Source organism: Streptomyces odonnellii (genome assembly GCF_000981895.1).
GTDB classification, from domain to species: domain Bacteria; phylum Actinomycetota; class Actinomycetes; order Streptomycetales; family Streptomycetaceae; genus Streptomyces; species Streptomyces odonnellii.
This window is the reverse complement of record NZ_LATD01000023.1, coordinates 1-12,427: the sequence shown is the minus strand read 5'-3', so window position 1 is coordinate 12,427 and position 12,427 is coordinate 1. Positions and strand designations below refer to the sequence as shown.

Annotated in this window: 11 protein-coding genes; 8 read left to right on the top strand and 3 right to left on the bottom strand. The window is 69.6% G+C overall.

Annotation, left to right across the window (positions count from 1 at the left end; genetic code table 11):
• Window positions 1–43: 43 nt before the first annotated feature.
• Window positions 44–1,057: a helix-turn-helix transcriptional regulator gene (locus WH07_RS03505; protein ID WP_079022912.1), complete on the bottom strand. Its 1,014-nt coding sequence runs from the start codon at window positions 1,055–1,057 to the stop codon at window positions 44–46.
• A 356-nt stretch (window positions 1,058–1,413) separates the two neighbouring features.
• On the opposite strand from WH07_RS03505, the gene WH07_RS03495 reads away from it, so the two are divergent.
• Window positions 1,414–1,734, top strand: a complete 321-nt coding sequence (locus tag WH07_RS03495) for a Rieske (2Fe-2S) protein (protein ID WP_046495139.1) — start codon at window positions 1,414–1,416, stop codon at window positions 1,732–1,734.
• Window positions 1,735–1,923: 189 nt separating this feature from the next.
• Here WH07_RS03495 and WH07_RS03490 read toward each other — a convergent pair whose 3' ends face one another.
• Window positions 1,924–2,328 carry a pyridoxamine 5'-phosphate oxidase family protein gene (locus WH07_RS03490; protein ID WP_046495137.1) on the bottom strand — a complete coding sequence of 135 codons (405 nt, stop codon included), beginning with the start codon at window positions 2,326–2,328 and terminating at the stop codon, window positions 1,924–1,926.
• A 92-nt stretch (window positions 2,329–2,420) separates the two neighbouring features.
• Between WH07_RS03490 and clpB the strand changes: the two genes are divergently transcribed.
• The 4 genes from clpB (at window position 2,421) to WH07_RS03470 (ending at window position 7,669) form a co-directional block, all read left to right on the top strand.
• A complete protein-coding gene (clpB, locus tag WH07_RS03485; RefSeq protein ID WP_046495135.1) occupies window positions 2,421–5,057 on the top strand; it encodes an ATP-dependent chaperone ClpB in 2,637 nt (878 codons plus the stop codon).
• A gap of 136 nt (window positions 5,058–5,193) precedes the next feature.
• Window positions 5,194–6,492 (top strand): AAA family ATPase, encoded by a 1,299-nt coding sequence (locus WH07_RS03480; protein ID WP_046495133.1) that lies wholly within the window; start codon window positions 5,194–5,196, stop codon window positions 6,490–6,492.
• A gap of 46 nt (window positions 6,493–6,538) precedes the next feature.
• On the top strand, window positions 6,539–7,060 hold the full coding sequence (locus WH07_RS03475; protein ID WP_079022911.1) for an RloB family protein: 522 nt from the start codon (window positions 6,539–6,541) through the stop codon (window positions 7,058–7,060).
• Window positions 7,061–7,141: 81 nt separating this feature from the next.
• On the top strand, window positions 7,142–7,669 hold the full coding sequence (locus WH07_RS03470; protein WP_046495132.1) for a YbjN domain-containing protein: 528 nt from the start codon (window positions 7,142–7,144) through the stop codon (window positions 7,667–7,669).
• 129 nt (window positions 7,670–7,798) lie between these two features.
• Here WH07_RS03470 and WH07_RS03465 read toward each other — a convergent pair whose 3' ends face one another.
• Window positions 7,799–8,947 carry a pyridoxal phosphate-dependent aminotransferase gene (locus WH07_RS03465; RefSeq protein ID WP_232788699.1) on the bottom strand — a complete coding sequence of 383 codons (1,149 nt, stop codon included), beginning with the start codon at window positions 8,945–8,947 and terminating at the stop codon, window positions 7,799–7,801.
• 824 nt (window positions 8,948–9,771) lie between these two features.
• Here WH07_RS03465 and WH07_RS03460 point away from each other — a divergent pair.
• The 3 genes from WH07_RS03460 to WH07_RS03450 all read left to right on the top strand — a co-directional run.
• Window positions 9,772–10,290, top strand: a complete 519-nt coding sequence (locus tag WH07_RS03460) for a DUF2617 family protein (RefSeq protein ID WP_046495128.1) — start codon at window positions 9,772–9,774, stop codon at window positions 10,288–10,290.
• A 54-nt stretch (window positions 10,291–10,344) separates the two neighbouring features.
• Window positions 10,345–11,943, top strand: coding sequence for a polyamine aminopropyltransferase (locus tag WH07_RS03455; protein ID WP_046495126.1), 1,599 nt, complete (start codon window positions 10,345–10,347; stop codon window positions 11,941–11,943).
• A gap of 66 nt (window positions 11,944–12,009) precedes the next feature.
• On the top strand, window positions 12,010–12,427 hold a 418-nt coding region (locus WH07_RS03450; RefSeq protein ID WP_046495123.1), incomplete at its 3' end, for an SRPBCC domain-containing protein.

Here is a 12,427-nt window from a genome sequence, read left to right as displayed (position 1 = left end):
CCTGTGCCCCGCGTGCCGCCCCTGTGGCCGCGTACCCCCCCGCTCAGCTTTCCTCCCGGTCCAGGATCCCCGACTGCGCCACCAGATAGCCGAGCTGCGCCCGGCTGCCGCTGCCCAGGGTCGTGGCCAGCTTGGCGATGTGCGCGCGGCAGGTCCGTACGTTCATCCCCAGGCGCCGGGCGATGGCCTCGTCCACGTACCCCTCGACCAGAAGCCTCGCTATGGACCGCTGGATGCCCGTGATGCCGTCGGGGGTGGGCTCGTACGCCACCTGCTCCGTGAGGGGCGTGGCGCGCCGCCAGAGCTGCTCGAAGACCTGCGCCAGATAGTCGACCAGCCCCGGGTGGCGCAGCTCCAGGGCGATCTGCCGGTCGGAGCGCGCCGGTATGTACGCCACCGTGCGGTCGAAGATGATCAGCCGCTCTATCAGTTCTTCGAGTGTCCTGATCTCGACCTTGCCCTCGGCCAGTCTCTCCGCGTAGGCGAGAGTGCCCTGGCTGTGCCGGACGGTGTGCTGGTAGAGGGTGCGCAGACTGATGCCGCGGTCGACCACGGCCCGGCCGCGCTCCAGGGCCTCCGCCAGCACATGTTCGCTGCGCCCGCCACCCGGCTGCACGGTCAGGACCTCCGTCTTGCACTCGGCGGTGGACAGGTCGAGTGCCGCGTTGATACGGCTGACGCCCTCCAGGACCGTGATCGCGTGGGTGGTCGGCGGGTCCTGCGCGCTGATCGTCATGAACGGCTCGAAAGAGTCGGTCAGTTCTACGGCGAAGTGACGGCGTTCCTGGATCTCGCGCTCTATCGGATGGAGCCGCTTGGCGAGCGCCGCGGACGGCGGAACAGGGCGAAGCCATGCCGCGTCGTCCGGATCGGGGTGCAGAAGCGCGAATTCCATGAGGCATGGAGTCCCCGCGGCCTCGCTCCGGGCTATGCGGCCGGAGCGCAGCGCACTGGCGTAAAGCCGTCTGCCGTCATCACACAAATCGGTGACGGCATGGGGATGTGTCTGTTTTGAGTCGTTCGCTGGCAAATCTCCACCCCCCAGGGTCCTGAACATACAGGAACATGATGCCTCGTCCCGGTGGTGTTGACGTGCTCGGGTGAGCCATCGTCTACATGGCGGGGGAGAGGAATCCATCAAGTGAGGACGAAGCCGACTATGTACAAGAGAATGCTTCGCGCGGTGGTAGCCACTGCTTTCTCTGCGGCTCTGGCCTATGGCGCGCTGGCTGTCGGGGGGGACATCAGCTGGGACTCCACGCCGGCCGGATCCACTGTTCAGAGTGCTCAGGGCCCGACGTCGGGTGACATAAGCTGGGACAGCACTCCGCAGGACGTTACCCCCGGCGACATCGGTTGGGACGTGGCACCGGCGCAGAGCAGCCGGGTCCCCGCATCGGCCGATCCGAGCGCGTGACCGTCCCGCCGGACGACCGGGTCTTCCGGCGCGAGATGGCCACGGCCTACCGGTCGGGATGGCACTTCATCGATCTTGTCACGGCCATTCCTCACCGTGGCGACTCGCTGATGGTCACCCTGTTCGGAGAGCCGATCGTCGTCGTACGCGAGGAGGACGAGGACGTCCGCGCCTACCGCTGCCTTCGGAGGCCGCGGGGGGCTCCGCAGCCGGTCCGATGTGCCATCCGTTACGACATGATCTTTGTGAACCTCGACCAGAGGGACCACCAACTGGTCGAACCGCAGACCACCATCGCCACCCCCCGCAGCGCCTGAGCGATTCCCCCGTCGTTGTAAATCGCTCTGGCGCTTCCCCCACACAACGGCGCCATCGTGGACCTGAAACACGATGGCGCCGTTGTGCTGCCCGGATTCCGCCGCGGCGCCTCGGACGCGGCCGTGCTGCCGGGATCCGGGCGCCGCGCGTCGGACGCGGCCGTGCCGCCCGGATTCCGCCGCCGCGCCTCAGGCGCGGCCCATCGCCCGGTCCAGGGCGATCTCGATGACGATCCGGTCCGGGTTGGGCGAGGGAGTGCGTCCGTACCGTTCCGTGTAGCGGCGCACCGCGTCCGCCACCAGCTCCGGATCCGTACGGACCGTGGCGCGGCCTTCCAGCGTCGCCCAGTGGCCGCGCTTGACCTGGCACACCGCCACCCGCGCGCCCTCCGGGCCCGCCGCCAGGATGTTGGCGACCTTGCTGCTGTTCTTGTTGGTGATGATCCGCGCGAGCCCGGCCTCGGGGTCGTACGTCACGCCCACCGGGACCACATGAGGGGTGCCGTCCGGGCGGAGGGTGGTCAGGGTGCACACATGGTGCTCGCGCCAGAACGCGAGAAAATCGGGGCTGGGATCCCGTACGTCGATGGACATACCGGAAGCGTAGGGCGGCGCCCTTGAGTGGAATAGACTCAACTTTGCATAGGTTGACGCAGTCAGGTTGAACCGAGGAGGAGAGTGGGCCCGTGGACGCCGAGCTGACCAACAAGAGCCGGGACGCGCTCAACGCCGCCACCAATCGCGCCGTGGCGGCCGGACATCCCGATCTGACCCCCGCACATCTGCTGCTCGCGCTGCTCGAAGGCCAGGACAACGAGAACATCACCGATCTGCTGACCGCCGTCGAGGCGGACCAGGCGGCGGTACGGTCCGGAGCCGAGCGGGTGCTGGCCGCGCTGCCCAGCGTGACCGGGTCCACCGTCGCGCCCCCGCAGCCCAATCGTGAGACCCTCGCCGTCATCGCCGACGCGGCCCAGCGGGCCAAGGAGCTGGGGGACGACTATCTCTCCACCGAGCACCTGCTCATCGGGGTCGCGGCCAAGGGCGGCCGGGCCGGGGAGGTGCTGGAGGGGCAGGGCGCCGGTGCGAAGAAGCTGCTGGACGCGTTTGAGAAGGCAAGGGGAGGACGCCGGGTGACCACACCCGACCCGGAGGGCCAGTACAAGGCCCTGGAGAAGTTCGGTACCGATTTCACCGCCGCCGCCCGTGAGGGCAGGCTCGACCCGGTCATCGGCCGGGACCAGGAGATCCGGCGCGTGGTGCAGGTGCTGTCACGCCGTACGAAGAACAACCCGGTGCTGATCGGGGAGCCCGGCGTCGGCAAGACCGCCGTGGTCGAGGGGCTCGCGCAGCGGATCGTCAAGGGCGACGTGCCGGAATCGCTCAAGAACAAGCGGCTGGTTTCGCTGGACCTCGGCGCGATGGTGGCGGGGGCCAAGTACCGCGGGGAGTTCGAGGAGCGCCTCAAGACCGTCCTCTCCGAGATCAAGGAGAGCGACGGCCAGATCATCACCTTCATCGACGAACTGCACACCGTGGTGGGCGCGGGCGCCGGCGGCGATTCCGCCATGGACGCCGGCAACATGCTCAAGCCGATGCTGGCGCGCGGCGAGCTGCGCATGGTCGGCGCGACCACGCTGGACGAGTACCGCGAGCGGATCGAGAAGGACGCGGCGCTGGAGCGGCGCTTCCAGCAGGTGCTGGTCGCCGAGCCGACCGTCGAGGACACGATCGCGATCCTGCGGGGGCTCAAGGGCCGGTACGAGGCGCACCACAAGGTGCAGATCGCGGACGCGGCGCTGGTGGCCGCCGCCGCACTCTCCGACCGTTACATCACCTCGCGGTTCCTGCCCGACAAGGCCATCGACCTGGTGGACGAGGCCGCGTCCCGGCTCCGGATGGAGATCGACTCCTCGCCGGTGGAGATCGACGAACTCCAGCGCGCCGTCGACCGCCTGCGGATGGAGGAACTGGCGCTCAAGAACGAGTCCGACCCCGCCTCCAAGCAGCGGCTGGAGAAGCTGCGCCGCGATCTGGCGGACCGCGAGGAGGAGCTGCGTGGCCTCAACGCCCGCTGGGAGAAGGAGAAGCAGGGCCTCAACCGGGTCGGTGAGCTGAAGGAACGTCTCGACGATCTGCGCGGCCAGGCCGAACGCGCCCAGCGCGACGGCGACTTCGACACCGCTTCCAAGCTGCTGTACGGGGAGATCCCGGGCCTGGAAAGGGAGCTGGAGGCGGCGGCGCGGGCCGAGCAGGAGGCGGCCAAGGACACGATGGTCAAGGAGGAGGTCGGCCCGGACGACATCGCCGATGTGGTCGGCTCCTGGACCGGGATCCCGGCCGGGCGGCTGCTGGAGGGCGAGACGCAGAAGCTGCTGCGGATGGAGCAGGAGCTGGGCAGGCGGCTGATCGGCCAGACCGAGGCGGTACGCGCGGTGTCCGACGCGGTACGCCGTACCCGCGCCGGGATCGCCGACCCCGACCGGCCCACCGGATCGTTTCTCTTCCTCGGCCCCACCGGGGTCGGCAAGACCGAACTGGCCAAGGCCCTCGCGGACTTCCTCTTCGACGACGAGCGGGCGATGGTCCGTATCGACATGAGCGAGTACGGCGAGAAGCACTCGGTCGCCCGGCTGGTCGGCGCGCCTCCCGGCTATGTCGGGTACGAGGAGGGCGGCCAGCTTACGGAGGCGGTGCGCAGGCGTCCGTACTCGGTGATCCTGCTGGACGAGGTGGAGAAGGCCCACCCCGAGGTCTTCGACATCCTGCTCCAGGTGCTGGACGACGGCCGGCTCACCGACGGCCAGGGGCGGACGGTGGACTTCCGCAACACCATCCTGATCCTGACGTCGAACCTCGGCAGCCAGTACCTGGTCGAGCCGACCACGACCGAGGAGACGAAGAAGCAGCAGGTCCTGGAGACGGTGCGGGCCTCCTTCAAGCCGGAGTTCCTGAACCGGCTCGACGACCTCGTGGTCTTCTCGGCCCTGACCAAGGACGACCTGGCGCGGATCGCCAAGCTCCAGACCGACCGCCTGTCCCGCCGCCTCGCGGACCGCCGCCTCACCCTGGACATCACCCCGGAGGCCCTGGACTGGCTGGCCATGGAAGGCAACGACCCGGCCTACGGCGCCCGCCCCCTGCGCCGCCTGGTTCAGACGGCGATCGGCGACCGCCTGGCCAAGGAAATCCTGTCGGGCGAGATCAAGGACGGCGACACGGTCCGGGTGGACCGCTTCGCGGACGACCTGATCGTGGGCACGGCGACGCCGGAGGCGCCGGAGCCCACGGAGCCGACCCGGCCCACCGGCAAGACGCTGTAACCGGCAGAGAGCCGCCTACAGGCCCGTCACCCGCTCGGGTGGCGGGCCTGTTCGGGTTCGTGATGGGCAACTACCATCACCTTGTCCGCCAGTTTGCGATTCACTTGTTCACAAGGCGCTTTAGGGGGTGGCAGGTGTGCTGCTGAGCTTTCGTGTGGCCAATCACGGCTCTCTTCGCGAACCCCAGGAGCTGAACTTCGTACCGACGTACGGGGAGGACGACCGGCCGGCGGTGCCGGTGGTGGCGATCTTCGGGGCGAACGCTTCGGGGAAGTCGACGGTGGTGGACGCGTTCGAGTTCTTCACGCGTGCCGTGAGCGACTCGCAGGCTCGCTGGCTGCCGGGCACCCCCGTACCGCGGCGGTCCTTCCTCCTTGACCACGAGAGCCGTCACGAGCCGTCGTCGTACGCGGTCGACCTCCTGGTAGCGGGGGTGCGGTACGTGTACGGCTTCAGCGTCACAGACGCGGAGGTGGCCGAGGAATGGCTGTACGCCTATCCCAAGGGCCGTCGGCGTGTCTTGTTCGAACGCCACTGTATGACCATGACCTATGGCGCGACGCTCACCGGCGAGCGGACGGCCGTCGAGAGGACGATGCGGCCGAACAGCCTCTATCTCTCGGCGGCGGCGCAGTCCGGGCATCAGACACTTGGCGTGCTCTGGTCGGCTCTGCACGGCTCGTCCGTCGTCGAGGACAATGCCAGGCAGGCGTACGCCAGGTCCGGCGCTCTCGCGGCTTTCGGGTACGAGGCGTTCGAGCGAGCGGGGCTGCCGCTCGCGGCGGAGGTTCTCGGCATGGCTGATCTGGGAGTGCACGGCGTCCGCCGCGTACCGGAACGGAACAAGACCTTCGTGGAGATGCTGGCTCGCCAGGGCGGCAACGCCGGGTGGTGGGATGAGGCGCCGGACGACATCAAGACGGCGATGTCCGATTCCCTGGAGTTCGTGCACAGGGTTGGGGGCGAGGAGTTCGTCCTGCCGTCCGACGCCGAGTCTGCCGGCACCAGGACCTGGTTGAACCTGGTGATCTCGGCCCTCAACTCTTTGTTCAACGGGTTCTCGCTGTGGATCGACGAGATCGACGTCAGCCTCCACCCACTGCTCACCGCCAAACTCCTCACCCTCTTCCAGAACCCCGAACTCAACCCGCTCGGCGCCCAGTTGATCTTCACCACCCACGACGCCTCCCTCCTCGGCACCATGCTCGGCGACCAGGTGCTCCGCCGCGATCAGGTCTGGTTCGTGGAGAAGAGCGCAAAGACCGGTGCCTCGACGCTGTATCCGCTCACCGATTTCAAGCCGCGCAAGGGCGAGAACTTCGAGCGCCGCTATCTGGCGGGCAGCTACGGCGCGGTGCCGCTGCTGCCGGAGACGGCGTTCGAGGACATGCTCAAGAAGTACTGGGGGGCTCGTGCCGAAGAAGTTTCCGCGTGAGGGATCGGGTCGACGGCGCGGCCCGGTCCGGCGTTCCGCCCGCACGATGCTGATCGTGTGCGGCAGCAAGGAGACGGAGCGGCAGTACTTACAAGGCTTACGTGACCATCTCCGTAACCCCGCCGTTTCGGTCGTCGTACGCGGCAAGCCGTGCTCCCCGACACAGCTCGTGACATACGCGCGCGGGCAGCGGGATCTGAACAAGGGCGGCTACGACGAGGTGTGGTGCGTCTTCGACGTCGACGAGTACCCGGACGTGGCACAGGCCGCCCTCGCGGCGCGTCGCCTGGGCATTCGGGTCGCCGTCTCCAATCCGTGCTTCGAGCTGTGGCTCCTGCTGCACTTCTCGGATCACCGCGCGCACACAGCCACGTACAAGAAGCTGCTTCCGCTTCTGGAGAAGCATGTGCCCGGCTACGACAAGACCCGGGTGGACTTCTCCCGATACCGGGACGGGGTACCGCACGCGGGGGAACGGGCCCGGAAACTTGACCCGTCCGGGGCGGAACACACGCTGAATCCCTCGACGGGCGTATGGCAGCTCACGGACCGGATGGCGAACCCATGACCCGCTGAGGTGTGGCCGGGGTTGCCAGGGCCCCGCTGGGATGGGGGAGGATGGCAGGAACCGTACGAAGGGAAATTCACGGTGAGCATCGACCCGTCCTCGATTCCGAATTTCGGGGGCCAGCCCCAGCAGCAGGGTGCGGGACCGGCGGGCCCCGTCGTCCCTGATCAGGATCTGGTCAAGCAGCTTCTCGACCAGATGGAGCTGAAGTACGTCGTCGACGACGAGGGTGACCTCGCGGCGCCGTGGGAGGAATTCCGTACGTACTTCATGTTCCGCGGCGAGGAGGACCAGCAGGTCTTCTCGGTGCGGACGTTCTACGACCGGCCGCACCCCATCGGGGAGAAGTCCAAGATCCTCGACGCGATCGACGACTGGAACCGCCGCACGCTGTGGCCCAAGGTCTACAGCCACATCCACGAGGAGGGCGACAGCCTCCCCACCGTCCGGCTCATCGGCGAGGCGCAGATGCTGATCGGCATGGGTGTCAGCCTGGAGCACTTCGTGTCGTCGACGGTGAGCTGGGTGCGGGCCTCGATCGAGTTCGACAAGTGGCTCGTGGAGCAGCTCGGCCTCCAGCCGGGCGACGAGAAGCCCGACGACGTCTGAGCCGAGCCCAGGCGCCCTCGGAACGACAGGAGCCCGGTGGGGCCGCGATCACCTGATCACGGTCCCGGCCGGGCTTTGCCGACACGCGTGCATGGAGCGCGTGCAGGGAGCGCATGTACGGGCGTACCGCTACGCCAGCGTCTTCAGCCGCGCCGCCGCCTCCACCAGCACATCCGTGCGCTTGCAGAACGCGAAGCGTACGAAGGGCGCGCCCTCCTGCTGGTGGTCGTAGAAGACCGCGTTCGGGACCGCCACCACCCCGCAGCGGGCCGGCAGGGTGCGGCAGAAGGCGAAGCCGTCGGTTTCGCCGAGGGGGCGAATGTCGGTCGTCACGAAGTACGTGCCGGCCGGGCGGTAGACGTCGAAACCGGCCGCCGCCAGCCCCGCCGAGAGCACATCGCGCTTGGCCCGCAGATCGGCGCGTACTCCCTCGAAGTAGCTGTCCGGCAGCCGCAGCGCCTCCGCGACCGCGTACTGGAACGGCCCCGACGCCACATAGGTCAGGAACTGCTTCGCAGAGCGCACCGCCGTCACCAGCTCCGGCGTTCCCGTCACCCATCCCACCTTCCAGCCGGTGAACGAGAACGTCTTGCCGGCGGAGCTGATCGTCAGGGTGCGCTCGCGCATGCCGGGGAGGCTCGCGATCGGGATGTGTTCGCCGTCGAAGACGAGATGTTCGTACACCTCGTCCGTGACGACCAGCAGATCGCGCTCGACGGCGAGTTCGGCGATGGCCGTCAGCTCCTCGCGGCCGAGGACCGTGCCGGTGGGGTTGTGCGGCGTGTTGAGGAGGATCAGCCGGGTGCGGCCGGTGACGGCGGCGCGCAGTTCGTCCAGGTCCAGGTGGTACGCGCCGTCGCGGGGCCGCAGGGTGACCGGGACGCGGGTGCCGCCCGCCATGCCGACGCAGGCGGCGTACGAGTCGTAGTACGGCTCCAGCGCGATCACCTCGTCACCGGTGTCGACCAGCGCCAGCAGCGCGGCGGCGATCGCCTCGGTGGCGCCGGCCGTGACCAGGACCTCGGTGTCGGGGTCGAGGGAGAGGCCGTGGAAGCGCTGCTGGTGGCCGGCGATCGCGGCGCGCAGCTCGGGCACGCCGGGGCCGGGCGGGTACTGGTTGCCGCGGCCGTCGCGCAGCGCCCGTACCGCGGCCTCCCGCACCGACTCCGGGCCGTCGGTGTCGGGGAACCCCTGGCCGAGGTTGATCGCTCCGGTCCGTACCGCCAGAGCCGACATCTCCGCGAAGATCGTTGTTCCGCCGAGCCATTCTTTGGTCATGCCGGTCATCCTGTGCCGAACCTCTGGAGTTGCTCAAGTCAGCTTTGGGCCGCCGAGGCCGGGGGGACACCCCAGTCACGCGCCGCGTTCACGGACAAGTGAGCGCGGGACGCGGAGGGATGAGTGCGGGGGCGGCCGTGCGACGCGGCGCGGACGGCCTCGCTTCGGGGGAACGGAAAGCGGTGAGACCGATGACAGGTTTGGGAATCGCGGTCGTTGTGGTCATGGTGACGATCGCGCTGGTCGGGCTGGTGTCGAGCGTGGCCAACCGGGACAGGGCGCGGGCGAGGCGCCTCTCCCGCGTGCCGCGCGACGCGAGGGGGGGCCGCGCCGTCCGCGGTGCCTCGACGACCAAGAAGCGTCGCTCCGACAGGAGTTGGTGGGCCGGGGGCGGCCCCGTGTCCGGCGGGTGCGGAGGCGGCGACTCCTCCTCCTGTGGAGGGGGCTCCTCGTGCGGTGGTGGCGGGGGATGCGGCGGCGGAGGCAGCTGACACGGGGCAGCTGGTCCGCGGTGCCGTCGATGCCCGGTGGGAGTGAACTCCCGCCGGGCATCTCCGTGTTGACCGATCGCGCGCCCTTCTCCACCGGTCTTCGCCGCTTTTGTTGAACAGTTGAGCTGTAGGGCCCCCGAGGGGATGGAAAACCCCGTCAAGTTGGGTAAAAGCGCTGTGAGCATGGCGTACTTCGTGATTCCCTCACTGTTGAGAGCTTCCAGCCTCGGAACTCCCGCGGAGTCGAGCCGGCGATCTCCCCCCACAGGTTCCCTCGCTCATCGTCGGGGTCGTCCCCGGTCCACCCGTCAAGCGTGTTTGCGGAGCCTGCCCATGCTCACCAATCTCAATACGGCCTATACCGATTCCCGTGCCGCCGATCTGGCCTGGGCGCTGGGCCGGGAGCCACTCCCCGCCCTGGCCGTCCTCGATCTCGAACTCGACGGCGCCGGAGTCCAGCTCAGACTGCTCGGCGCCTCCCACCAGGTGCTTCTTGAGGAGGAACGCGGCGTCTGCTCGGAGACCGTCGCCTGTATCCCGGGCAGCAGCACCCCATTACCCCTCGGTGTCTCCAAACGGCTCGGGGACTGGGAGTACGAATTCGCGGCGCGCGTCGAGACGCTCTCGCACGGCTCGTTCGCGGGGCGCGCGCAGGAGCTGCTCGCGCTGGTCGCGGACCATCCCAACGGGCTGGCGGGCATCTTCCCCGGCGCGCCGTACGCCTTCACCGCGATGCTGGCGCAGCGCGACGAGGGCCAGGTCCACTGGCGCACCTGGCACGCCTACCCCCAGGAGGGGCAGCTCGTGGTGACACGGACACGGGTCGGCGCCCGTATGCCTGCGGTGCTGTAGTTACACCCGTGTGGGTGACAAACCGCAATGAATTCGTGACGTAGCGTTACGGGCATGATCGAGCAGACCGCGTCCTCGCCGCCCCAGGGTGCGACACGGCTGCCCGTGCGGCCGGATGCCGGGCGCTTCCTGATTCTCGCCGTGGTCTTCATCTGCGCCGCCTGCGGACTGGTGTACGAGCTGGAGCTGGTGGCGCTCGCCTCGTATCTCATCGGGGACTCCGTCACGCAGGCCTCCGTCGTCCTGTCCGTGATGGTCTTCGCGATGGGGGTCGGCTCGCTGCTCGCCAAGCGGCTGCGCTGCCGGGCGGCGGTCGGATTCGGGCTGCTGGAGGCGGCGCTCGCGCTGCTGGGCGGCTGCTCGGCGCTGGTGCTGTACGGGAGCTTCGTCTGGGCGGGCGAGTCGCGGTATGCCCTGGTGGGCTTCTCGCTGGCCATCGGCATCCTCATCGGCGCCGAGATCCCGCTGCTGATGACGCTCATACAGCGGTTCTCCCGGCAGGACGCGGAAGGGACGGTCGCCGATCTGTTCGCGGCCGACTATGTGGGGGCGCTCGTCGGCGGGCTGGCCTTCCCGTTCCTGCTGCTGCCCTGGCTCGGACAGCTCACGGGCGCGCTGCTGACCGGCGGGGTCAACGCGGTGGCGGGCGGCGCCCTGGTCCTCTGGCTCTTCCGGCGCGATCTGAGCCCGCGCTCGCGCTGGCTGCTGGTGGGGGTCAATGTGCTGGTGCTGTCGGTGCTGGCCACCGCGGCCGTGCTGGTCGACGACTTCGAGCGGGCGGCACGCCGCGCGGTGTACGGGGACCGGGTGCGGGTCGCCGTACACACCGACGTCCAGGAGGTCGTGCTCACCGGCGGCCGGGACGGGCCGCTGGACCTCTATGTGGACGGGCGGCTCCGGGTGAGCGGGCGCGACGAGTACCGCTACCACGAGGCGCTGGTGCACCCCGCCATGCGCGGGCGCCACCGGCGCGTGCTGATCCTGGGCGGGGGCGACGGGCTGGCCGCGCGCGAGGTCCTGAAGTACGGGGACGTGCGCGCGGTCACCGTCGTCGACCTGGACCCGGGGGTCGTCCGGCTGGCCCGGGAGGACCCCGCGCTGGCCGCGCTGAACGGGCACGCGTTCGACGATCCACGGCTGCGTACGGTCTACGCGGACGCGTTCACCTGGCTGCGGGCCGGGCCTGAGCGTACGTACGACGTGGTGATCTCGGACCTGCCGAACCCGGGCATCACGGCCAGCACCAAGCTGTATTCGGAGGAGTTCTACTGCCTGACGACCCGGGTGCTCGCGGAGGACGGCCGGCTGGCGGTGCACGCGGGGTCGCCGACGACCCAGCCGCGTACGTACTGGACGGTCGACGCGACGCTGCGCGCGGCCGGCTTCGGCACCGCGCCGTACAGCGCGACGGGCCCGCTGTCCGGGTTCGCCGCGGGGCCCGACCGGGTGAAGGACGGCACCCCGGCGCTGTCCGACTGGGGGTTCGCGCTGGCCCGGCTGGGGGGCCGCCCGGATCTCGGCCTGGCTGAGGACGCGCCCAGGCTGCGGTCGCTGGGGACTCCCCTGCTGGCGGCGGGCGCGCGGGGGGTGGAGCGCACGCGCATACCGGATCTGCCGCCGTCGACGCTGGTGCACCCGCGGTACACGGAGTGAGCGGGGGTGAATCCGCCCGGGCAAGAAGGCCGCCTCGGGGGCCTGGGCTGAGTAGGCTCGGTTTCCATGGAGCATGAGGTATTCGTTCCGGTGGCGGCAGAGGCCCTCCGGCAGACGCTGCGGGACCCCGCGCGGGTGGCCCGCTGTGTTCCGGGCTTCCAGCAGGACGCCGACGCGTCGGCGGGCCCGCTCTCGGGCCGGCTCAAGGTCCGTGCCGGCGGCCATACGATCACCTACCGCGGCACGCTGACACTGGCCGAGCGGGACGGGGTCTTCACCGCCGAGGGCGAGGGCACCGAGGCCCGAGGCACCGGTGCGGCCAAGCTGACGCTCGCGCTCCGGCTCGCCGCCGCACCGGGCGGTACGGCGCTGACGTTCACCGGCGGATCGAGCGTGGACGGCCGGCTGGCGGACCTGCCCGCGGAAGCGGTGACGGCGGCGGTACACCGGCTTCTGGACCGGCTGGCGGTGGGGCTGGGGGAGG

What these genes read in the sequence shown, in the direction of transcription:
- WH07_RS03505 (WP_079022912.1), bottom strand. Translation starts at nt 1,057, where the DNA reads ATGTTCAGGACCCTGGGGGGTGGAGATTTGCCAGCGAACGACTCAAAA.
- WH07_RS03490 (WP_046495137.1), bottom strand. Translation starts at nt 2,328, where the DNA reads ATGTCCATCGACGTACGGGATCCCAGCCCCGATTTTCTCGCGTTCTGG.
- WH07_RS03475 (WP_079022911.1), top strand. Translation starts at nt 6,539, where the DNA reads ATGCTGATCGTGTGCGGCAGCAAGGAGACGGAGCGGCAGTACTTACAA.
- WH07_RS03465 (WP_232788699.1), bottom strand. Translation starts at nt 8,947, where the DNA reads ATGACCAAAGAATGGCTCGGCGGAACAACGATCTTCGCGGAGATGTCG.
- WH07_RS03460 (WP_046495128.1), top strand. Translation starts at nt 9,772, where the DNA reads ATGCTCACCAATCTCAATACGGCCTATACCGATTCCCGTGCCGCCGAT.
- WH07_RS03455 (WP_046495126.1), top strand. Translation starts at nt 10,345, where the DNA reads ATGATCGAGCAGACCGCGTCCTCGCCGCCCCAGGGTGCGACACGGCTG.